The sequence below is a fragment of the Parafannyhessea umbonata genome (genome assembly GCF_900105025.1).
Classification (GTDB): Bacteria; Actinomycetota; Coriobacteriia; order Coriobacteriales; family Atopobiaceae; genus Parafannyhessea; species Parafannyhessea umbonata.
In genome coordinates, this window is record NZ_LT629759.1 from 659,798 (window position 1) to 680,759 (window position 20,962).

Annotated in this window: 21 protein-coding genes; all 21 read left to right on the forward strand. The window is 65.8% G+C overall.

Annotation, left to right across the window (positions count from 1 at the left end; translation table 11 throughout):
* Positions 1 to 107: 107 nt before the first annotated feature.
* The gene (gene alaS / locus BLT96_RS02935) at positions 108 to 2,759 is read left to right on the forward strand and encodes an alanine--tRNA ligase (RefSeq protein WP_090861603.1); all 2,652 of its coding nucleotides are present in this window, start codon (positions 108 to 110) and stop codon (positions 2,757 to 2,759) included.
* An 8-nt stretch (positions 2,760 to 2,767) separates the two neighbouring features.
* A complete protein-coding gene (gene ruvX, locus BLT96_RS02940) occupies positions 2,768 to 3,181 on the forward strand; it encodes a Holliday junction resolvase RuvX (RefSeq protein WP_090861605.1) in 414 nt (137 codons plus the stop codon).
* A gap of 5 nt (positions 3,182 to 3,186) precedes the next feature.
* A complete protein-coding gene (mltG, locus tag BLT96_RS02945) occupies positions 3,187 to 4,575 on the forward strand; it encodes an endolytic transglycosylase MltG (RefSeq protein ID WP_245719313.1) in 1,389 nt (462 codons plus the stop codon).
* Positions 4,576 to 4,578: 3 nt separating this feature from the next.
* Positions 4,579 to 5,082, forward strand: a complete 504-nt coding sequence (locus BLT96_RS02950) for a YqeG family HAD IIIA-type phosphatase (protein ID WP_090844141.1) — start codon at positions 4,579 to 4,581, stop codon at positions 5,080 to 5,082.
* A 76-nt stretch (positions 5,083 to 5,158) separates the two neighbouring features.
* Entirely contained in the window at positions 5,159 to 5,707 is a 549-nt protein-coding gene (locus tag BLT96_RS02955; RefSeq protein WP_090861607.1) for a shikimate kinase, read from the forward strand.
* Positions 5,704 to 6,822, forward strand: a complete 1,119-nt coding sequence (locus BLT96_RS02960; RefSeq protein ID WP_245719314.1) for a 3-dehydroquinate synthase family protein — start codon at positions 5,704 to 5,706, stop codon at positions 6,820 to 6,822. Before BLT96_RS02955 ends, BLT96_RS02960 begins: the two co-directional genes overlap by 4 nt.
* A gap of 72 nt (positions 6,823 to 6,894) precedes the next feature.
* Positions 6,895 to 8,022 carry a M24 family metallopeptidase gene (locus BLT96_RS02965; protein ID WP_090861611.1) on the forward strand — a complete coding sequence of 376 codons (1,128 nt, stop codon included), beginning with the start codon at positions 6,895 to 6,897 and terminating at the stop codon, positions 8,020 to 8,022.
* A 312-nt stretch (positions 8,023 to 8,334) separates the two neighbouring features.
* The gene (locus BLT96_RS02970; RefSeq protein ID WP_090844129.1) at positions 8,335 to 9,318 is read left to right on the forward strand and encodes a PTS sugar transporter subunit IIB; all 984 of its coding nucleotides are present in this window, start codon (positions 8,335 to 8,337) and stop codon (positions 9,316 to 9,318) included.
* Positions 9,319 to 9,347: 29 nt separating this feature from the next.
* Positions 9,348 to 10,166: a mannose/fructose/sorbose family PTS transporter subunit IIC gene (locus BLT96_RS02975; RefSeq protein WP_090861613.1), complete on the forward strand. Its 819-nt coding sequence runs from the start codon at positions 9,348 to 9,350 to the stop codon at positions 10,164 to 10,166.
* 17 nt (positions 10,167 to 10,183) lie between these two features.
* Positions 10,184 to 11,128 carry a PTS system mannose/fructose/sorbose family transporter subunit IID gene (locus BLT96_RS02980; RefSeq protein ID WP_090844123.1) on the forward strand — a complete coding sequence of 315 codons (945 nt, stop codon included), beginning with the start codon at positions 10,184 to 10,186 and terminating at the stop codon, positions 11,126 to 11,128.
* Between the two features lie 141 nt (positions 11,129 to 11,269).
* Positions 11,270 to 11,665, forward strand: coding sequence for a DUF956 family protein (locus tag BLT96_RS02985; protein WP_090861615.1), 396 nt, complete (start codon positions 11,270 to 11,272; stop codon positions 11,663 to 11,665).
* A 218-nt stretch (positions 11,666 to 11,883) separates the two neighbouring features.
* Positions 11,884 to 12,447, forward strand: a complete 564-nt coding sequence (efp, locus tag BLT96_RS02990; protein WP_090861617.1) for an elongation factor P — start codon at positions 11,884 to 11,886, stop codon at positions 12,445 to 12,447.
* A gap of 160 nt (positions 12,448 to 12,607) precedes the next feature.
* Positions 12,608 to 12,970 (forward strand): Asp23/Gls24 family envelope stress response protein, encoded by a 363-nt coding sequence (locus BLT96_RS02995; RefSeq protein WP_090861619.1) that lies wholly within the window; start codon positions 12,608 to 12,610, stop codon positions 12,968 to 12,970.
* An 8-nt stretch (positions 12,971 to 12,978) separates the two neighbouring features.
* Complete coding sequence (nusB, locus tag BLT96_RS03000; RefSeq protein WP_090861621.1) at positions 12,979 to 13,563, forward strand: transcription antitermination factor NusB; 585 nt, start codon at positions 12,979 to 12,981, stop codon at positions 13,561 to 13,563.
* A 2-nt stretch (positions 13,564 to 13,565) separates the two neighbouring features.
* Positions 13,566 to 13,862 carry an exodeoxyribonuclease VII small subunit gene (locus BLT96_RS03005; RefSeq protein WP_090861623.1) on the forward strand — a complete coding sequence of 99 codons (297 nt, stop codon included), beginning with the start codon at positions 13,566 to 13,568 and terminating at the stop codon, positions 13,860 to 13,862.
* Complete coding sequence (locus BLT96_RS03010; protein ID WP_172824971.1) at positions 13,863 to 14,669, forward strand: TlyA family RNA methyltransferase; 807 nt, start codon at positions 13,863 to 13,865, stop codon at positions 14,667 to 14,669. It abuts the gene before it with no gap.
* 87 nt (positions 14,670 to 14,756) lie between these two features.
* Entirely contained in the window at positions 14,757 to 15,611 is an 855-nt protein-coding gene (locus BLT96_RS03015; RefSeq protein WP_090864150.1) for an NAD(+)/NADH kinase, read from the forward strand.
* A 3-nt stretch (positions 15,612 to 15,614) separates the two neighbouring features.
* Positions 15,615 to 17,261 carry a DNA repair protein RecN gene (recN, locus tag BLT96_RS03020; protein WP_090861625.1) on the forward strand — a complete coding sequence of 549 codons (1,647 nt, stop codon included), beginning with the start codon at positions 15,615 to 15,617 and terminating at the stop codon, positions 17,259 to 17,261.
* Between the two features lie 169 nt (positions 17,262 to 17,430).
* Positions 17,431 to 19,083 carry a CTP synthase gene (locus tag BLT96_RS03025; RefSeq protein WP_090844097.1) on the forward strand — a complete coding sequence of 551 codons (1,653 nt, stop codon included), beginning with the start codon at positions 17,431 to 17,433 and terminating at the stop codon, positions 19,081 to 19,083.
* A 12-nt stretch (positions 19,084 to 19,095) separates the two neighbouring features.
* Positions 19,096 to 20,055, forward strand: coding sequence for a tyrosine recombinase (locus tag BLT96_RS03030; RefSeq protein ID WP_090861627.1), 960 nt, complete (start codon positions 19,096 to 19,098; stop codon positions 20,053 to 20,055).
* A gap of 465 nt (positions 20,056 to 20,520) precedes the next feature.
* The gene (locus BLT96_RS03035; RefSeq protein ID WP_090844091.1) at positions 20,521 to 20,958 is read left to right on the forward strand and encodes a division/cell wall cluster transcriptional repressor MraZ; all 438 of its coding nucleotides are present in this window, start codon (positions 20,521 to 20,523) and stop codon (positions 20,956 to 20,958) included.
* The last annotated feature ends 4 nt before the right edge of the window (positions 20,959 to 20,962 follow it).

The following is a 20,962-nucleotide window of genomic DNA, read 5'->3' on the forward strand; positions in this document are numbered from 1 at the left end:
ATGAGGATTGGCGTCCGCAACGTCTCCATCGAATCGTAGTATTATGCGCTAGCGGAAAACTGCCAACGAGGTCGCGCCATGCCGCGGGGCCGTCAACAAGGAGAACCATGAGCACTGCTGACTACAAGAACATGACTACCGCGGAAATCCGCGAGGACTTCCTCAAGTTCTTCGAGGACAAGGGCTGCAAGCTCTACCCGTCCTCCTCCCTCATCCCCGAGGACCCTTCGCTCCTCCTTGCGAACGCCGGCATGAACCAGTTCAAGGAGTACTACCAGGGCACGAAGACCATGAAGGAGATCGGGGCGACCTCCTGCCAGAAGTGCCTGCGCACCAACGACATCGACAACATCGGTGACGCGCGTCACCTCTCGTTCTTCGAGATGCTTGGCAACTTCAGCTTTGGCGGCTACACGAAGGCCGACGCGATCGCGTGGGCGTGGGAGTTCATCACGAGCCCCGAGCACCTGGGCCTTCCGAAGGACCGCCTGTACATGACGGTCTTCGAGGACGACGACGAGGCTATCGAGCTGTGGCACGCCCAGGGCGTCGAGTACGACCACATCTCGCGCCTGGGCGAGGAGGACAACTTCTGGGCAGCCGGACCCACCGGCCCGTGCGGCCCCTGCTCCGAGATCTACTTCGACCAGGGCCCGGAGTTCGAGGGCGAGAAGCCCGGTGACGACGGCGACCGCTACCTCGAGTTCTGGAACCTCGTCTTCACCCAGTACGACCGTCAGCCGGACGGCTCCATGCCGGACCTCCCGCACCGCAACATCGACACCGGCATGGGTCTGGAGCGCATGGCCGCCATCATGCAGCACAAGGGCTCCAACTACGAGGGCGACGTCATGAGCTCGCTCATTGAGCTCGGCGAGCGCCTCTCCGGCAAGGAGTACCATGGCAGCTCCAAGGAGCCGCAGGACAAGAGCCTGCGCATCCTGGCGGACCACTCCCGCGCCGTGACGTTCATGATCGCAGACGGCATCCTGCCCTCGAACGAGGGTCGCGGCTACGTGCTGCGCCGCCTGCTTCGCCGCGCCGTCTACCACGGACGCCTGCTCGGCATCCAGGGCGCGTTCCTGACCGAGTACGCACACGAGGTCGAGCGCATCATGGGCGAGCACTACAACGAGCTCGTGCAGAACAAGGCCCTCGTGGACGGCATCATCTCCGCGGAGGAGGAGCGCTTCGGCGCCACGCTGAACGCCGGCGAGTCCATGCTCCAGGCAGAGCTCGACAAGCTGGGCGAGGGCGACGTCCTGTCCGGCGAGGTCGCGTTCAAGCTGCACGACACCTACGGATTCCCCATCGACCTCACGCGCGAGATCTCCGAGAGCGCCGGCCACGAGGTGGACATGGACGCGTTCGACCGTGAGATGGACGCCCAGAAGGAGCGTGCGCGCGCCACGGCGAACCGCGACGCGTGGGGCAAGGCCAACAACGTGTGGGCCGCGCTCTCCGACAGGCTCGACGGGACCGTCTTCGACGGCTACGACCACGACGACCTGGACGGCTGCACCGTTGTCGCCCTCGTGAGGGACGGCGAGGAGGTCGCTTGTGCCAAGAAGGGCGAGAAGGTCGAGGTCGTGCTCGACCGCACCTCGTTCTACGGCGAGATGGGCGGCCAGATCGGCGACACCGGCAGGATCTTCGCGAACGGCCTTGAGCTGAGGGTCGAGGACACGTTGCACCGCGAGGGCGGTTTCACCTCCCACGAGTGCGAGGTCGAGGAGGGCGAGATCAGCGTAGGCGCCACGGTGAGCACTTCCGTCGACCACGGTCGACGTGAGCTCATCCGCCGTAACCACACCGCGACGCACCTCCTGGACGCCGCGCTGAAGGAGGTCCTGGGCGAGCACGTGAACCAGGCGGGATCCCTTGTCGCCCCCGACAGGCTGCGCTTTGACTTCACGCACTTCGAGGCCGTGACGACCGACGAGCTTGCCCGCATCGAGGGCGAGGTCAACGCCCAGATCTTCGCGGCGAAGCCCGTCGTCACCAGCGTCATGGGCATCGACGAGGCGAAGGCCGCCGGCGCCGTCGCGCTGTTTGGCGAGAAGTACGGCGACGTCGTGCGCGTGGTGTCCGTCGGGACCGAGGACAAGCCCTTCTCGCGCGAGCTTTGTGGCGGCACGCACGCCCGCAACACGGCTGAGCTCGGCTTCTTCAAGATCGTGAGCGAGAGCTCCGTCGGCTCGAACGCACGCCGCATCGAGGCCGTGACCTCCGCGGGCGCCCTCGAGTACGTGGACGAGCGCCTGGCCGAGATTGACGAGGTCGCAGCCGCCCTGAAGTGCCGCCCCGCGGACGTGATGGCGCGCGTGGAGCAGCTGAGGGACGAGAAGTCCGAGGCCGAGAAGAAGCTGAAGGCCGCGCTCGTGGGCGGTTCCTCCAACCAGGTCGCGGACGCGGTGAGCGCTGCGGTCGACATGGGCGCGTACAAGCTCGTCGTCGCCCACCTGAGCGGCATCTCCGGCAAGGAGCTCAGGAACGTCTGGGACACCGTCCGCGACAAGATCGGTTCCGACTGCGCCTGCGTGCTGGCCTCCGAGGCCGATGGCAAGGTGGGCCTGCTGGCGGCAGCGACCGACGGCGCCGTGTCCGCGGGCTTCTCGGCCGGAAACGTGGTCAAGGAGATCTCTGGCCTCGTTGGCGGCAAGGGTGGCGGCAGGCCGAACATGGCGCAGGCGGGCGGCAAGGATGCGGCCGGCATCGACGCCGCGCTCGACGCTGCCAAGAAGCTCCTGGGCGCGTAGGGCTGCCTGTGAGGGCGCTCGCGCTTGACATCGGCGAGGTCCGGATTGGCATCGCGGCCAGCGATGCCTCCGGAACCATCGCCGTTCCCGTGAAGGTCCTGCCAGCGGCGGAGGTGCTGGGCGGCGCCCGGAGCTTTCGCTACGTGCTGGAGGATTACGAGCCTGACGTGCTGGTGTGCGGTAGGCCGAAGACGCTTTCCGGCGAGGACGGCCCCCAGGCCGAGCGCGTCATGGCGCAGGCGCGGCAGATTGCCGAGGCCTGCGGGCTTCCTCTGGAGTTCGAAGACGAGCGGCTGTCGTCGCAGGAGGCCAAGCGTATTCTGAGGGAAGAGGGATACAACGAGAAGAGCATGCGCGGCCGTGTGGACATGGTCGCGGCGTCGCTCTTCCTCCAGACGTGGCTTGACGCCCAGAGGGGGTAGCGCAGATGTCCGAAAGCTCCGGCAGGAGGGGCGCCCACTTCGCACGCGGGAACGCAGACGGTGCTCGCGCGGCGCAAGACCCCCGCAAGGGCGGACAGGGCGAGCGCGCCGCGCGTGCGCGGCAGGCAGGGCGCGATAGCCAGAGGCCGCAGGGCGGAAGGCCCGCCGCGCGCAAGGCGACGGCTCCCGGCAAGCGCCAGCCCATCTCGCGTACCGGTGCCATGCGGATGCAATCCGCGAACGGCTCGGATCATATGTCCTCCCGCACGGCGCGCACGACGCAGCGCGCCCGCTCCGGACGCAGCCACAAGCGACAAGAGCCGCAGGGCAGGCGCGGCAGGCTCAGGTTCCTGCCGTTCGTGCTGGCTGCGGTCGCCGTAGTTGCCGCCATTGGCTTTGTCGTGGTGCCGCGCATCCTGGGCGGGCGGCAGGAGGGCAAAACCATCGAGGCCGGCAAGACCGTCACCGTGAACATCCCCGAGGGCTCCGGCGGCACTGCCATCGCGCAGAGCCTGTACGACGCGGGTGTGATATCCGACAAGGAGGCGTTCGCGACCGAGGTGAAGCGCCAGGAGGCGGACTCTAAGCTCAAGAGCGGCACGTACGTCTTTGTGACCGGAGGTGACGTCGCCGAGGTCGTGAGCAGGCTCGTCACGGGCCCCAACTCAAGCAAGGGCACCGTGACCGTCGCGGAGGGCCTTACGGTGAAGAAGACCGCAAAGGTCGTGAGCGAGTCGCTCGGAATCTCGACCGAGGACTTCCTGGCGCAGGCAAAGGCGTCCAACTACTCCGCGCGCTACGCTTTTCTCGCCAACGCGCAAAACGACTCTCTCGAGGGCTTCCTGTACCCCACGAAGTACGACTTCGGCAGCGAGAAGAACGTGACCGCCGACACCGTGATCAAGGCGATGCTCGACAAGTATCAGTCTGAGGTGGCATCGCTTGACTTTGCGAGCGCCGAGGCCGCGATTAAGAGCCAGTACGGCGTGACGATGTCCGACTACGACATCATCAAGCTCGCATCCATCATCGAGCGCGAGGCCATAAGCGAGGACGACCGCGGCAAGGTCGCGAGCGTGTTCTACAACCGCCTGAAGGCCGGCATGCCGCTGCAGAGCGACGCGACCATGAGCTACGTCACGGGCGGCGAGGTGACGGCGGACGACCTCAAGACGCAGAGCCCGTACAACACCTACCTCAACAAGGGCCTTCCTCCCACGCCCATCTGCACGCCGAGCCTTGCCTCCATCAAGGCGGCGCTTTCTCCCGACACGACGGACTATCTGTACTTCCTCATCATCGAGAAGGGCGACTACTCCAACCACACGTTCTCGACCACCTATGAGGACCACCAGAAGGCCATCGAGAAGTCCAAGGCAGACCAGGCGGGTTAGGGCATGTCCATCCTAAGGCCAGATCGCGAGTTCGACAGCGTAGACAAGATCCCCCTCGAGCTCTTGCGCTCGTGGGGGATTCGCTGCGTCCTGATCGACCGCGACAACACCTGCTTCCCGCGCGACACGTGGGAGCCCCCGCAGGAGATCTGCGCCTGGACGAGAAGTGCGCGCGATGCCGGCATGGCGCTCTGCATGATATCGAACAACTTCCACGGCCGCGACGTCTGTGCGTCCGCGGCGCGCCTGGGCATGGACTGCGTGCACCACGCCATGAAGCCGGCGCCGTTCGCCGTGTGGGCTGCGCTCGCACGCATGGGCGTCCCGGCCGAGCAGGCGGTGCTCGTGGGCGACCAGGTGTTCACCGACCTCGCCGCCGGCAACCTCGCCGGCGTTCGCACCATTCTCGTGCGTCCGCTCTCGCGCAGCGACATGTGGTACACCCATCTGTTCCGCGTGGGGGAGAGGCTCGTGCTCCACGAGGACCCGTTCCAGCCGAAGGACTAGGCCCACCCCGCATAGAAGCACACGCGCAAGATGCTAGAATCGATGTGTCAAATCGATTCGCGCGTTGGAACTCTGCATGAAACACTCGGAAAACGGCTACGTGGTCCACGAGGGCTGCGACCACATATTCTTCGTCGGCTTCCTTGGGGCCGGCAAGTCCACGCTCGCGCGCAACCTTGGCGTGCTCTTCAACCGGGACTTTGTGGACACGGACCGCATGGTCGAGCGCATGGCCAAAAAGACGGTGTGCCAGATCTTCCACGAGGACGGCGAAGCGCGCTTCCGCGAGCTGGAGGCGCAGGTGCTCGAGGGACTCGCCAAGAGGAAGTCGCTGCTCGTGAGCTGCGGTGGCGGCATCGTGGAGGGAGAGCGCAGCTGCGAGCTCATGCACGCCATGGGGACCGTCGTCTTCCTGGACGGCGACGTTGAGGACTCGCTCAGGCAGATCCAGCACCCGGAGATCAGGCCGGACTTCAAGGACGAGGCATGCGCGCGCCGGCTGTATCGCGCGCGGCGCCCCCTGTACGAGCAGGAGGCCGACCTGAGGATCGACATCAGACACAAGTCGTTTGAGCAGGTGACGTCAGAGGCCGGTCAGCTGCTATGGGAGAAGGGCCTACTATGACCGATAGATACGAGGACGTGGCACGCCACTGGGTTTCCGCCCCGGGTGGCTCGTGCGACGTGCGCTACGGTACGGACGTCGTGGAGACGATGGGAAAGATCCTCGCGAGCAACGTGGGGAGGCCGAACCTGTGCGCCTACGTCGTGGGCGAGGGGACGGATGCCGGGCTCGAGGAGCGCATCCGCCGCCAGTTGACGGACGGCGGCTTCAGGGTCGTGCGCATGGAGGCACCCGCGGGTGCTGCCGCCCGCACGATGACCGAGGTCACGCGCACGCTCGAGGGGTTCGCTAACGCGGGCATCACCTGCGATGACCTGGTGCTGGGCGTCGGCGACGTCGACACGCTGTCCATGCTCGCGCACGCGACGGCCATGTGGTGCGGCCGCGTGCCCCTCGCGTGCGTGGTGCGCGACCTCGACGGCATGGTCGAGGTGGCCACGACGCCGCGTGACCTGGACGTAGCTGGGGTCACGCGCATCGCGGGCGTCTCCACCTACGTGAAGTACCTGCTGTGCGACCCGGGCGTCATGAACCTCGCCGAGGACGCGGAGACGTCGCGGCTCGGGCGCGCCCTCATGGTCGCCTCCGCCGTAGCGGAGAACGAGGACACGTTCGAGGCACTGTGGAACAAGGCGGATTCCGTGATGGCGGGAGACCCCGCGGATGTGCTCGACGCCGCGATTGACGCCCTCAAGTCCCGGGGGCATCTCGTCTCGTCCACGTCGGTCTCCATCAGGAACTCGCTCGCCTACGGCCAGACGTTCGCGCGCGCGCTCGAGGCCGTCGCCGGAGCCGACGTTCCCGCATCGACGCTCCTGGCGGAGGGCCTGCGTTTCTCCGCGAGGCTCGCATGTAGCCTCGAGCTTCTGGACGTGGACGACGTCCTCATGCAGGATGAGCTGCTAGACACGTTCGACCTCGGCGAGTTCTCGGGCAATGTCGACCCCAAGGCGCTTGCGGACGCCATGAGGCGCGACCGCTTTGCGCGCTCTAACCGCTTCCACCTGTGCCTGCCCCACGGCATCGGCCGCCTGAGGATGACGGTCGTGGAGGACGACGTGTTGATGGACAACATTTCCGCCTGGTGCGACGCCCACGCCCCCGCTAAGGAGTAGCATCGGTAGGGCGCGCGGGCGAGAAGTGCCTTGCGCGCGGACTGAGGGCCAACAAGAGAAAGAGGCTTACCCATGGCAGATGCCAAGGCATGCGCCGGACGCGTCGCGCGTCTTCGAGAGATGATGGCGGAGCGCGGCTACGACGCCGTTATCCTTCGCAACAACCCCGACCTGAGGTGGCTCACCGGCGCCGAGCGCACGTTCGACGACGAGGTGGCCCACACCGCGTTCGTCACGGCCGACGGGCAGTGGCTCCACACCGACTCGCGCTACTACAACACGTTCGTCGAGCGTCTGGGCGAGAACACGCCCTGGAAGATGGACATGGACATCGTGAGCCCCGCATGGTGGGCCGCCCAGCGCGTGCTCGAGACGAAGAGCCGTGTCGTCGCCGTCGAGGACTCCATGGACCTCGCGTTCTTCGACGCGTTCCGCAGCGAGTGCAACAAGGCGTCCGTCGACTGCCTGAATCCCCGCATGCACGACGACATCGCCGAGAGACTTCGCGTCGTGAAGGACGAGGAGGAGCTCGCGCTCCTGCGTCGTGCCCAGGAGATCACGGACGACGCCTACGACCACATCTGCGAGTACATCAAGCCCGGCTTGACCGAGCAGCAGATCAGGGTCGAGCTCGAGACGTACATGCTGACCCACGGCGCGGACGCCATCTCGTTCGACAGCATCATCGCATCTGGCCCGAACGGCGCGAACCCGCACGCACAGCCGGGGGACCGCAAGGTCCAGAAGGGCGACATGATCGTCATGGACTACGGCGCCGGCTATCACGACTACCACGCGGACATGACGAGGACCGTCGTAATCGGCGAGCCGAGCGAGGAGCAGAGGAAGGTGTACGACGTCGTACGCCTTGCGAACGAGACGTGCGCCGCCGCGATCAAGCCCGGCATCCACGGCAAGGAGATCCAGGACCTCGCCGTGAAGGTCATCAGCGACGCGGGATACGGCGACTACTTCAAGCACGGCCTTGGCCACGGCGTCGGCCTGCAGATCCACGAGCGCCCGAACTTCAGCCGTGGCTACGACAAGCCATGCCCGCTCGGCTCCGTCGTGACCGACGAGCCCGGCATCTACCTGCCCGGCAAGTTCGGCATCCGCGTCGAGGACACCGGCGTCATTACGGAGGACGGCTACAAGCCGTTCGGGCGTTCCTCGCATGACCTGAGGGTCATCGACTGCTAGGACACGTCCTTCTCGGATAGCCACTCACGCTCAGGGGAGCGGACGGCCCGTCTGGCGATATCGTCGCCAGACGGGCTTTTCATAACGGAGGACAAAATATCGCGACAGGGCAAGCGCGGGTGGCTTTCTTCACAAAACGCTGCAAAAAATGTGGCTTGGATTTTCCTTTTCTGGAAGCGTTTTCAGTTCACAAGGTGTACACTTATCCACGATGTGGAGCAATCGTGTGCAAATGGTTAGGAAGACGTGAAGCCTTGCACGCGTTCGCATCGGTTCTGTAGGAAGCAGGGTGGACGAAAAGGAGGAAGTTGGATGGTCAGTATTGTCCTAGCCAGCCACGGCAAGTTCGCCGAGGGCATCATGGAATCGGGCAGCATGATCTTCGGTCCGCAGGAAAACGTTGCGGCCGTGGTCCTGACGCCTGACATGGGCCCTGACGACATGCACCAGAAGCTGCTTGACGCGATCGCCACTTTCGACGACCAGGAGCACGTCTTGTTCTTGGTCGACCTGTGGGGAGGTACTCCCTTCAACCAGGTCTCCCGTCTCATCAGCGAGGAGGGGCACGACGATTGGGTCGCCATTACCGGCCTGAACCTGCCGATGCTCGTCTCTGCGTACGGCTCCCGCATGGGCGCCGACACCGCAGTCGCTGTGATGCAGGAGATTTTCGCCGAGGCGCGCGACGGCGTCAAGGTGAAGCCGGAGGAGCTGCAGCCTGCCACAGAGGCTCCCGCAGCTGCTGCGGCTGCCCCGGTTGCTGCCGGTGCGATTCCCGAGGGAACCGTGCTGGGCGATGGTCACATCAAGTACGCCTACGTGCGCATCGACACCCGTTTGCTGCACGGCCAGGTGGCAACTGCCTGGACGAAGCAGGTCCAGCCGGACCGCATCCTCGTCGTCTCGGACGGTGTCTCCCACGACGATCTGCGCAAGAGCATGATCACGCAGGCCGCGCCTCCAGGAGTGCACGTCCACGTCATCCCCATCAGCAAGCTCGTCCAGGTCGACAAGGACCCCCGCTTCGGCGCGACCAAGGCCATGGTCCTGTTCGAGACCCCGCAGGACCTGCTCGAGGCTGAGGAGCAGGGCGTGAAGTTCCCGGAGGTCTGCATCGGCTCCATGGCAGGCTCTGCCGGCAAGACCGTCATCAACCAGGCCATCGCCTGTGACGCGGCCGACGTGGAGTGCCTGAAGAAGATCCGTGACAACGGCACGCACTTCACCGTACAGAAGGTTCCGAGCGACAAGGTCGATGACATCTGGGCTCTTCTCAAAGAGAAGAACATGGCCTAACGGCCTCGATAGGAAGAAGGAGGAAGTTCATGAATCCTATTTCGATCGTGCTTGTCATCGTCGTGGCGTTCCTGGCAGGCATGGAAGGCATCCTGGACGAGTGGGAGTTCCACCAGCCGATTGTTGCCTGCACCCTTATCGGCCTCGTGTGCGGGCATCCCACCGAGGGCATCATCCTCGGCGGCAGCCTACAGCTCATGGCCCTTGGCTGGGCAAACATCGGCGCTGCGGTCGCGCCTGACGCGGCACTCGCGTCCGTTGCGTCCGGCATCATCCTGATGCTCGCCCTCAACGGCGGCACCTCCGACGTCACCGCGGCCATCAACACCGCCATCGGCGCCGCAACGGCCCTGTCCGTTGCAGGCCTGTTCCTGACCATGATCTGCCGTACGCTCGCCATCCCCATCGTCCATGCGATGGACGCGGCTGCCGAGAAGGCCGACTTTGCGGCCATCGACCGCCTCCAGATCGGCGCCATCTGCATGCAGGGCGCTCGTATCGCCATCCCGGCGGCGGCCCTTTGCTTCATCCCCGCCGAGGCGGTCACCTCCGTCCTCGAGGCCATGCCCGCATGGCTGTCCGGCGGCATGACGGTCGGCGGCGGCATGGTCGCCGCAGTCGGCTACGCCATGGTCATCAACATGATGGCAACCAAGGAGACCTGGCCGTTCTTCGTCCTCGGCTTCGTCATGGCTACCCTGAAGGAACTCACGCTCATCGCCCTCGGTCTCATCGGTGGCTGCTTCGCCATCCTCTACCTCGGCCTCAAGGAGCTCGCAAAGCAGGGCGCCGGCGCCGCGGGTGGTTCTGGCGACCCGCTGGGTGACATCCTGGACGACTACGAGTAGGAAGGGGAGTGAACACAATGGCAGAAGACATCAAGAACACTGAGGCGAAGCCGGGCGAGGTCCACCTTACCGTCGCCGACCGTCGTGCGGTCTGCAACCGTCACCAGTACCTGCAGGGCTCCTGGAACTACGAGCGTATGCAGAACGGTGGCTGGTGCTACGCAATGATTCCGGCCATCAAGAAGCTCTATCCCAAGAAGGAAGACCAGATCGAGGCGCTGAAGCGTCACCTGGAGTTCTACAACACCCACCCGTACGTCTCGGCTCCCGTCATCGGCGTCACCCTCGCAATGGAGGAGGAGCGTGCCAACGGCGCTCCGATCGACGACCAGGCCATCCAGGGCGTCAAGGTCGGTATGATGGGTCCTCTGGCGGGCGTCGGTGACCCTGTGTTCTGGTACACGGTTCGCCCGATCCTCGGTGCCCTCGGCGCGTCCCTTGCGCTCGGTGGAAGCATCGTCGGTCCGCTCCTGTTCTTCATCGCATGGAACGTCATCCGCCTCGCCTTCCTGTGGTACTCGCAGGAGTTCGGCTACAAGGTCGGCACCGACATCTCCAAGGACCTCTCTGGCGGCCTGCTCGGCAGGGTCACCGAGGGCGCTTCCATCCTTGGTATGTTCATCATCGGCGCGCTTGTCCAGCGCTGGGTCTCCATCAGCTTCGCGCCGGTGGTCTCCAACGTCGCGCTCGACTCCAAGGCCTACATCCACTGGAATAAGCTTCCCGCTGGCTACAAGGGCATTCAGTCCGCGTTCGACCAGTACTTCAACCAGGGGCTCTCGCTCACCCCGACCAAGGTCACCACGCTGCAGCAGAACCTCGACTCGCTCATCCCGGGCCTTGCTGCCGTCGGCCTGACCCTGCTCATCTGCAAGCTCCTGAAGAAGAAGGTCTCCCCGATCGTCATCATCCTGTGCCTGTTCGCCGTCGGCATCCTCGGCCGCGTCATCGGCCTGCTCTAAGGGTTTCCTTCGCGATCAGTCGCACGCAGACTTTGCTCTTTGGGCCGCATCCCCTAAGCTGTTCACAGCTGGCCACACGGGGGTGCGGCCTCTTCTGTAGCCCGGGGAGGCGGCGCCTCCTACCACGAAGGGTCTGATCTAATGGCTATCTCTATGAACACGAGCGTCGAGTATTCCTCGAAGGCGACGTTCCTGCAGGGCTTCACCACCTACGGCGACGTGATGGTGGGCGACAAGGCCTTCGAGTTCTATAACGAGAAGAACAAGGAGGACTTCGTCCAGATACCCTGGGAGGAGATCGACTACGTCTCGGCCGAGGTGCTCGGCAAGAAGAACATCGTGCGCTTCGCCATCTTCACGAAGGAGGCCGGGCACTTCACGTTCTCGACCCGCGACAACAGGGCGACGCTCCGTGCCGTGCGAGAGCATGTTCCCGCAGACAGGCTCCTCAGGTCCCCGAATGCCCTCCAGGTTGCGAAGATGGGCGTAAAGAGCATCCCGTCCGTCATCGGCGGGGTCTTCAAGAGGGGGAGGTAGCCGCGTCGGCGCGCGCCGCTCTTCTCAGCGGACTGAGCGTGGGCCCTCGAGGCCTTCTTGCATCATGGATGCCATAACCGACGGCACGGTCGCAGCTGTTGTCTCTATGGAGTGCGACGCCATGCGTGCGCTGGGATGAATCGTGCGGTATAGTTGCATACCGTTGTGAATCCTGTGCCCGCATGGCGGGCGCATTTGTTCGTAGAAAGTAGGCAACAGTGGCAACTCTGGGCATTACCGACCTCAAGGTTGGTCTGGGCGTCAACATCAAGGGCAAGGACTGCGTCATTCTCGAGGCGCAGCACGTCAAGCCGGGCAAGGGCAACACCTACGTGCGCACCAAGTATCGTGACATTCGTACCGGCCGCGTGAACGAGGAGAACTTCCAGCAGTCTGCCAAGTTCGAGAGCGTGAACATGCGCACGCGCGAGATGCAGTACCTCTACAATGACGGCAGCGCGTACTGGTTCATGGACACCGAGACCTTCGAGCAGATTCCCGTCGACGCCGAGCTCATCGGCGACAACGACAAGTTCCTGAAGGAGAACGACATCTGCCTGCTGCAGTACGCCAATGACGTACTGTACGCGGTCCAGCCGCCCACCTTCATCGAGGTCGAGATCACCGAGACCGACCCTGGCTTCAAGGGCGACACCGTTCAGGGCGGCACCAAGCCCGCCACCATCGAGACTGGTGCCGTCATCCAGGTTCCCATGTATCTGAACCAGGGCGAGCGCATCAAGGTCGACACGCGCGACGGCAAGTTCGTCCAGCGCGTCTAGTCCCGCACAGACGGATCGTTGGCCCGCGGCAGCGCATAGGCGCGTCGCGGGCCTTTTTTACCGCATGCGAAAGCACGCCCGCCCAGGCCGTTGCGGCTATACTTGTGCAAGGACGTCGTGTATCGTGCCGGCACTCACGGCACCTGCGAAAGGATGGGAAATGAGCGAATCTGAGCTCTATGTCGCCGGGATCGGCATCTCGAGGGGAGTAGTCTCGACCATTGTCACCACCGCGTGCGAGAAGGTCGAGGGCGTCGCCCGCGTGGGTGGCAACGACATCGCGTCGAGCCTCGTGTCCGTCTTCACCAGCCGCAGCGTCGCCCCGGAGGCGGCGGTCGAGTCCGAGGTCGTGGACGGCGACCTGAGGGTGACCGTGCACTTGGCGGTCTTCTACGGATATCCGTTCACGAAGCTTGCCGCAGCCGTGCGCGATGCCGTTGCGGAGGCAATCAGCGAGCAGATCGGCGTCGAGGTGGGCGCCGTGGACGTGTGCATCGACAGCCTCGTATTTCCCAAGGAGTAACCACTACCGTGTCGAACAAGCATCATCACTTTGGCGGGCGCACCCTTGCCCGCGCCCAGGCCCTGCAGCTTCTGTTCCAGGCGGAGGCGACAGACCGCACCGTGTACGAGGTGCTCGAGGGTGACTACGCACTTTCCCAGGGTCCGCTCGACCCGTTTGGCGAGATGCTCGCCCGCGGTGCGGACGACATGCGCCACGAGCTGGACGCCGTGATTTCGGCGACGTCCTCCAACTGGAGCGTCTCGAGGATGCCGTCCGTGGACCGCAACCTCCTGCGCCTCGCGCTGTACGAGATGCTCGAGGTGGACGAGGTGGCCATCGCCGTCACGATTGACGAGTCCGTGGAGCTGGCGAAGGCGTTTGGCTCCGACGAGTCGCCGAAGTTCATAAATGGCGTGCTCGGGCGCGTCGCCTCCAAGATGGACAAGGGCGTAGACGTCGTGGCCGAGGCGAAGAGGCTCGAGGCGGAGCGCGCCGCGCATGAGGACGCCGAGGACGCCGAGGACGACGAGTGCGAGGGCGCCGGCGTCGAGGCGCGTGACGAGGCTGCCGAGGCCGTGGGCGCCGACGACGAGGGCCTTGGCGAGGAGTAGCGATGGCGAAGCCCGACACCGCCCCGTACAAGACGTTCGACCAGATAACCGACAGGCTGGACGAGATCGTGAGCCAGGTCCGCGACAAGGAGACCTCGCTTGAGCGCTCGCTCGACCTGTTCGACGAGGCCATCGCCTTGGGGTCGAAGGCCGTCGACATGGTGGACAGAACGAACTTCACCCCCGAGGAGGAGGCGAAGCTCCGCGCCGAGGCCGACGGGAAGGACGCCAAGCGGGGCGAGAAGGACGGGGGCGCGCAGGCGCAAGGCGCCGACGGCCCGCAGGGCGAGGGCGCGTAGGTGGTGCGCAGGCGAAGGCTCGACGCCGAGCTCGTGGAGCAGGGGCTCTTCTCGTCCAAAGACGAGGCGATGCGTGCGGTGCTTGCGGGTGACGTCAGCACGTCTGACCGCAGGATGGAGTTTCCGGGCGAGCAGGTGAGGCCCGGGATCGAGCTGCACGTGAGGGGGAGGATTCCCTACGTGGGTAGGGGCGGCCTGAAGCTGGAGCGCGCGCTCGACGCCTTTGGGGTCGACCCAAGGGGGATGGCGTGTCTGGACGTGGGCTGCTCCACCGGGGGTTTCACGGACTGCCTGCTGAAGCGCGGCGCGGCGTCCGTCCTGGCCGTGGACGTGGGCTACGCCCAGTTCGATTGGAGTCTGCGCACAGACGCGCGCGTGACGCTGCGCGAGCGGACGAACATGGTGGACCTGCCGGACGACGGCAATCGGCACAGCATCGACCTCGCGGTGTGCGACGTCTCGTTCACGTCCGTGCGGACGGTGCTTCCCGCCGTCGTCGAAATGCTGCGCGAGGGGGACTCGGCGTTTCTCACGCTCGTGAAGCCGCAGTTCGAGGCGGGGCGCGACGAGGTTGGGGACGGCGGCATCGTGAGCGATCCCGCCGTGCACCTGAGGGCGCTCGTCGACGTGGCGCAAGCGTTCTGCGAGGAGGGGCTCATGCCCGTCTCGGCGTGTCCGAGCCCCATCAGGGGTCATAAGGGAAACCGGGAGTTCCTACTGCTGGGCCGCACCGCAACAGGGCATCTGACCTGCGATTTGGACCTCGCAGCCGTTGTGGGCGACGGCGCGGTCGCCCGCGTGCGCTAGCGCGTGTGGGCGACGTTAGACGTTTTGCCCGCGGGTGCTACACTTTTTGCTAGACGTGTCTGACCGCAAGGCTGGGAAGTGGTGCCGGTGAAGGTCCTTCTGATTCCGAACTATGCTCGCAAGGACGCCGTGGCGGGCGCACGCTCGCTTGCGGAGTGGCTTGACGGGCAGGGCGTCGAGGTCCAGTGGGCGCACGACAAGAAGAAGTATCCCGACAAGGTGGTCGACACGACGGGCGTGGGGCTGGCCGTCTCGTTCGGAGGCGACGGGACGCTGCTGCGCGCCGCGAAGATCGTTGGCTACTCCGAGATACCCCTCGTGGGCATATCATACGGGCACCTGGGCTTTCTGACCTGCGCCGGCCCCGACGACGTGATAGAGACGGTGAGCGACGCGCTCGGGCACCGCATGCACGCGTCGCGCAGGGCGACCCTGGACATAACGGTCGACTTCAAGGCTCCGGACGGCACGATCTTCTCAAAGCGGCGCTTTGCGTTGAACGACCTTTCGCTCACGCACGGGGTGCGTGGCGACATGATCGTGTTTGACGTTGCGGTCTCCGGGCACCACGTGGACACGCTACGCGGGGACGGGTTCGTGGTGGCGACGGCGACGGGATCGACGGGATATGCGCTCGCCGCGGGAGGACCGATCGTGACGCCGGAGTTCAAGGGCATGGTGTGCGTGCCGGTTGCGCCGCACACCATCCTGGCGCGCGCGTTTCTGACGTCGTCCACCGACGTGGTGGAGCTTAAGATCAACCCGGAGCGCGACCCGGAGAGGCTGTTCTTCGCGGACGGCCAGCCGATCGTGGCCGAGGGCGCGCGCCCCGTGAGGGCGACGGTGCGCCGCGGCCCGGGCGACCTCATCCTGTTGGACCGCAGCTCGGAGAGCTTCTACCAGTCGGTCTCGCGCGTGTTCTACGGAAGGGACAAGGACTAGCACATGATCGACGAGCTTCGTGTAAGGAACGTCGCGCTCATCGAGGACGCGACCATCAGGCCCGCCGCGGGGCTGACCGTGCTCACCGGCGAGACCGGCACGGGCAAGTCGGCGCTGCTGTCCTCCCTCAAGCTGCTGATGGGGGAGCGCGCGGACGCCGGGGCCATACGCGAGGGGGCAGACGGCCTCGAGGTGGACGGCCGGTTGTTCGTGCGCGGCGGGGACCCCGACGGGACCGTCGTGCGCCGTAGGGTGGAGTCCACGGGACGCGGGCGCGTGGAGGTGGACGGCCGGATGGCGTCCGTGCGCGAGCTTGCGAGCGGCGTGGGTGCGACGATTGACATCTGCGGCCAGCACGAGCACCAGAGGCTGCTGCAGGTGGCAACCCACGTGGACCTTCTGGACGCGTGGGCGGGAGATGCCGCTGCGGACGCCCTGGCCCGCTACCAGCGGGCTCTGCGTGCCGCGCGTGACGCCGCGGACGAGCTTGAGCGCGTGCGCGAGATGAGCCGTGCCGCGGACGGTCGAGTGGAGGAGGCCGCCTTCGTCCTGCGCAAGATAGACGAGGTGGCGCCGAAGGCCGGCGAGTACGAGGAGCTGGAGGAGACGCTGCCGAAGGCGGAGCATGCCGAGGCGTTGCTGCGCGCGGCGGGCGAGGCCCGCGAGGGCATCGTGGGGGATGGTGGCGTGGAGGACGCGCTGTCCGACGTTGTGACGACCCTGCGCGACGCCGCGAGATTCGACTCCGCGTTGGGTCGCTTTGCGGACACGCTCGAGAGCTCTCTCATCGACATAGAGGACGTGACCGCCGGCCTGCGCGAGTACCAGGACGGCGTGGACTTCGACCCGGAGGCGCTTGACCGGCTGCAGGCGCGCATGGCGCAGCTGCAGGGGCTGCTGCGCTCGTACGGGCCGCGCATGGAGGACGTGCTCGAGCGCCGAGAGAAGGCGGCCGAGCTGGTTGAGGCTGCCCGCGACGGGGGAGAGCGCATCGCGCGCGCCCAGGAGGCGCTCGACGCGGCCGAGAAGGACCTTGCCGTCGCGGCCGACGCCCTGGACGGGGTGCGCGCGAAGGCCGCGCCCGGGCTGGCCGCGGCCGTGACGGAGCAGATGGCGTTCCTGGAGATGGGGACGGCCGAGCTCGAGGTCGTAAGCGAGCGGCTCCCGCGCGCGCAGTGGACGTCGCAGGGTCCGAGCAAGGTGGAGCTCATGTACCGACCGGCGGCAGGCCTCACGGCGCGTCCGCTGCGCAAAATCGCCTCAGGCGGCGAGATATCCCGCGTGATGCTGGCGTGCAAGGTGGTGCTTGGCAACGCGGACTCGACGGAGACCCTCGTGTTCGACGAGGTGGACGCCGGCGTGGGCGGGGCCACCGCCGTGGCGCTGGCCCAGGTGCTCGCGAGGCTCGCGCGGACACATCAGGTAATCGTGGTGACGCACCTGGCGCAGGTCGCCGTGATGGCGGACGCCCACTACGTGGTGACGAAGGTGGGGGCGGACGTGCCAAGGACGACGCTTTCTCAGGTGGAGGGTCAGGACCGCGTGCGCGAGGTCGCGCGCATGCTCTCTGGAGACCAGAGCGAGGCGTCGCTCGACCATGCGCGGCAGATGCTCGCGGAGGCCGAGGAGGTCCGCGGCCAGAAGGCATAGTTCTTCTCGCTCGGCGTGCCCGAAGGGGCGGGCTTGCGGCGTGGGCGCCGTGGTACACGTGGGGGTTGCGTGGGTTCATGAATTTGTAACGAACGTAGCCCCAGCGCTAACGAACTCGCTGTAAGATGAAATCCCGTAAAGAGGAAAACTTTTACGGGAAGGTCTGAGCATGACCAAGCACATCTTCGTAACCGGCGGCGTCGTGTCCTCACTAGGAAAGGGCATCACGGCCGCGTCCCTCGGCAGGCTACTCAAGGCGCGTGGCTACAAGGTCATGATGCAGAAGGCCGACCCCTACCTGAACGTCGACCCGGGCACGATGAGCCCGTTCCAGCACGGTGAGGTCTTCGTGACCGAGGACGGCAAGGAGACCGACCTCGACCTGGGTCACTACGAGCGCTTCATCGACGAGAACCTCACCCGCGGCTCCAACTTCACCACCGGCGCCATCTACCAGTCGCTCATCAGCCGCGAGCGCGCCGGGGACTTCCTGGGCGGCACCGTGCAGGTCATCCCGCACGTCACGAACGCCATCAAGGAGCGCTTCCTGCGCATCGAGGAGCAGACCGGCGCCGACATCGTGATCACGGAGCTCGGCGGTACCATCGGCGACATCGAGGGACAGCCGTTCGTCGAGGCGATCCGCGAGTTCCGGAAGGAGAAGGGCGCGGGCAACACGCTGGTGATCCACGTGAGCCTCGTGCCGTACATCGCCGCGGCCCACGAGGTGAAGACGAAGCCGACGCAGCACTCCGTAAAGGAGATGCGCTCGCTGGGCCTGCAGCCCGACTTCATCGTGTGCCGCTCCGACCACGAGGTCGAGGCGCCCATCCGCGCGAAGATCGCCCACTTCTGCGACGTGGACGAGGATTGCGTGTTCGAGAACTCCGACTGCCCGTCCATATACGACGTGCCGCGCCACCTCTCCGCGCAGGGCTTCGACGTGAAGGCCCTCGAGAAGCTCGGCCTCGAGGTCCGCGACGGCGACATGACCGAGTGGGACACGTTCACCTCGCGCATGCACGCGTGCAACAAGCTCGAGGACACCACGAAGATCTGTGTCGTGGGCAAGTACACGGAGCTCCCGGACGCCTACCTCTCCGTCATCGAGGCGCTGCACCACTCCGGGGTCCACTTTGGCCACAAGCTCAAGATCGACCTCATCGCCGGTGGCGAGCTGACCGAGGAGAACGTCGACGCGGCGCTGGCCGGCTACGACGGCATCCTCGTGCCCGGCGGCTTTGGCCAGCGCGGCGTGGAGGGCAAGATCCTCGCTGCGCAGTACGCCCGCGAGCACAAGATTCCGTACCTGGGCATCTGCCTGGGCCTGCAGGTTGCCGTGAGCGAGTTCGCGCGCAACGTCGCCGGCATGCCGGGCGCAAACTCCGCCGAGTTCGCGCCGGACTCCCCGTACCCCGTGATCGCCCTCATGCCGGACCAGGAGGACGTGACGGACAAGGGCGGCACCATGCGCCTGGGCGCCTACCCGTGCAAGGTCGCGCATGACTCGCTCGCGTTCGAGGCGTACGGCGACGAGCTGGTGTACGAGCGCCACCGCCACCGCTACGAGGTGAACAACGCCTTCCGCCAGCAGCTGCAGGACGCGGGCCTCGTCATTTCTGGCCTGTCGCCGGACGACCGCCTCGTCGAGATGGTGGAGCTTCCCGAGTCCGTGCACCCGTGGTTCGTCGCGAGCCAGGCCCACCCGGAGTTCAAGAGCCGCCCGACGAAGCCGGCGCCGCTGTTCCGCGAGTTCGTGCGCGCCTCCATCGCGTCCCACGAGGGGATCGACCGTCACGACGTGACGTCCTCCGTGGACTAGCGGGAGGAACCGTTGGACCTTGCCGAAGCGCTTGACGACTACCTGGGCTACCTTGCCGTGGAGCGGGGCAGCTCGGCCAACACCGTGCAGTCGTACGGCAGGGACCTGAAGAGGTACATAGCATTTCTGGGGGAGCGCGGCATCGCGTCCCCCGAGGACGTGACGAGGTCCGACATCGAGGCCCACCTGGCTGGGCTGACCGATGCGGGCCTCGCCGCGTCTTCCGTCCAGAGGGCGGCCTCGGCCATCAAGGGCTTCCACAAGTTCATGGTGGGCGAGCAGATCACGCGCAACCACCCGAGCGCGAACCTGCCGCTGCCCAGGCGACCGGACCGCCTGCCGGAGGTGCTGACGCACGAGCAGGCGTTTGCGCTCATGGACGAGCCGTTCCGCCCGGAGCTGGAGCCAAAGCCGCGCGTGCTGAAGAGCGGGCGCCTGGACGCGCGCCCGCAGGCGGCGTTCCATCGCGACAAGGCGATGCTGGAGGTGCTGTACGGATGCGGCCTGCGCGTCTCCGAGCTGTGCGGGCTCGACGTGCGCGACGTCATGCTGGACGAGGAGGTCCTGCGCGTGATGGGCAAGGGCTCGAAGGAGCGACTCGTGCCGCTCCTGGGCACGGCGAAGCGCGCGCTTGCCGCGTACCTGGGGAAGTGGCGTGGCGTGCTTGCGGCCTCCGGCGCGGCGGGGGGCGCCGTGTTCCTGAGCGAGCGTGGGACCCGCATCACGCGCCAAACCGTGCACCGCATGGTGGAGCGCTATGGCAGGCTCGTGGGGATCGAGGGCCTGTACCCCCACACCCTGCGACACACCTACGCCACGCACATGCTGGAGGGCGGAATGGACCTCAGGACCGTGCAGGAGCTCCTGGGGCACGCGAGCATCTCGACGACGCAGCTCTACACCCACATCGACCTGACGCACGTGCGCATGGTCTACCTCGAGGCCCATCCGCGCGCCCGCATGGGATCGTAGGGTCCGCGCGGGCGCCACATCTTGTGGGACGGTCTCCCACCCACAGTGGGACGGTCTCCCACCAAGGCGAGAAGTGCGTGCCACCGTGCCCGGCACCACATCTTGTGGGATGACGTCCCACCAGCCTGTGGGGCCGCAAGCATGCTGATGGGGCAATGCCGCATGCGCCTTCAACTGGGAAAACGCGTCCTTCTCGCCCGTTTGCGCAGGTCAGGGCACCAAAACACAATTCCATCACATTCCACAAGAAACGCCGGGGAGTCGCATCCTCGGCGTTTGTGTTGCAGAACGACCGTTCTCACAACATGTGGGGGAGGTTGACGAGCGCCCCTCTGCCGTTCAAGCCACTTTTTTGCCCTCAGGTGTTTTAAGGTGTCGACGAGTGTTGCGGGGTGGGGCAATTGGGCTATAGTATTTGTCACGCCTTCGAGGGGGACGCCCCAGCGGAACAAGAGGGGAGGGCGAATGTACCTGACTGGCACCTACAAGCACAACCTGGATGCCAAGCAGCGCATTACCCTTCCAGCACCGTTTCGCAAGGAGTTTGGGGAGAAGGTCTGCCTCATCCCCATCGGGGGCAAGATCCTTGGCTTCACTCCCGAGGGTCACCAGGCATGGGTCGAGAGCTACTTTCCCAACGGCTACAACCCTCGCAGCAAGAAGGACGAGCGCCTGCGCTTTCTGCTGAACGCGAAGACGATGACGCTCGAGCTGGACTCCGCGGGGCGCCTGGCACTGGGAAAGCTCGGCGCGGAGGCCCTGGCCTCGTGCGACATCAAGCGCGAGGTGGCGGTTGTCGGCAACACGGACCACTTCGAGATCTGGGACGCCGAGGACTACGACAAGACCATCGCGGAGCTCGACGAGAGCATCGACGAGCTCGACAGCCTGATGTACGACTAGGGGG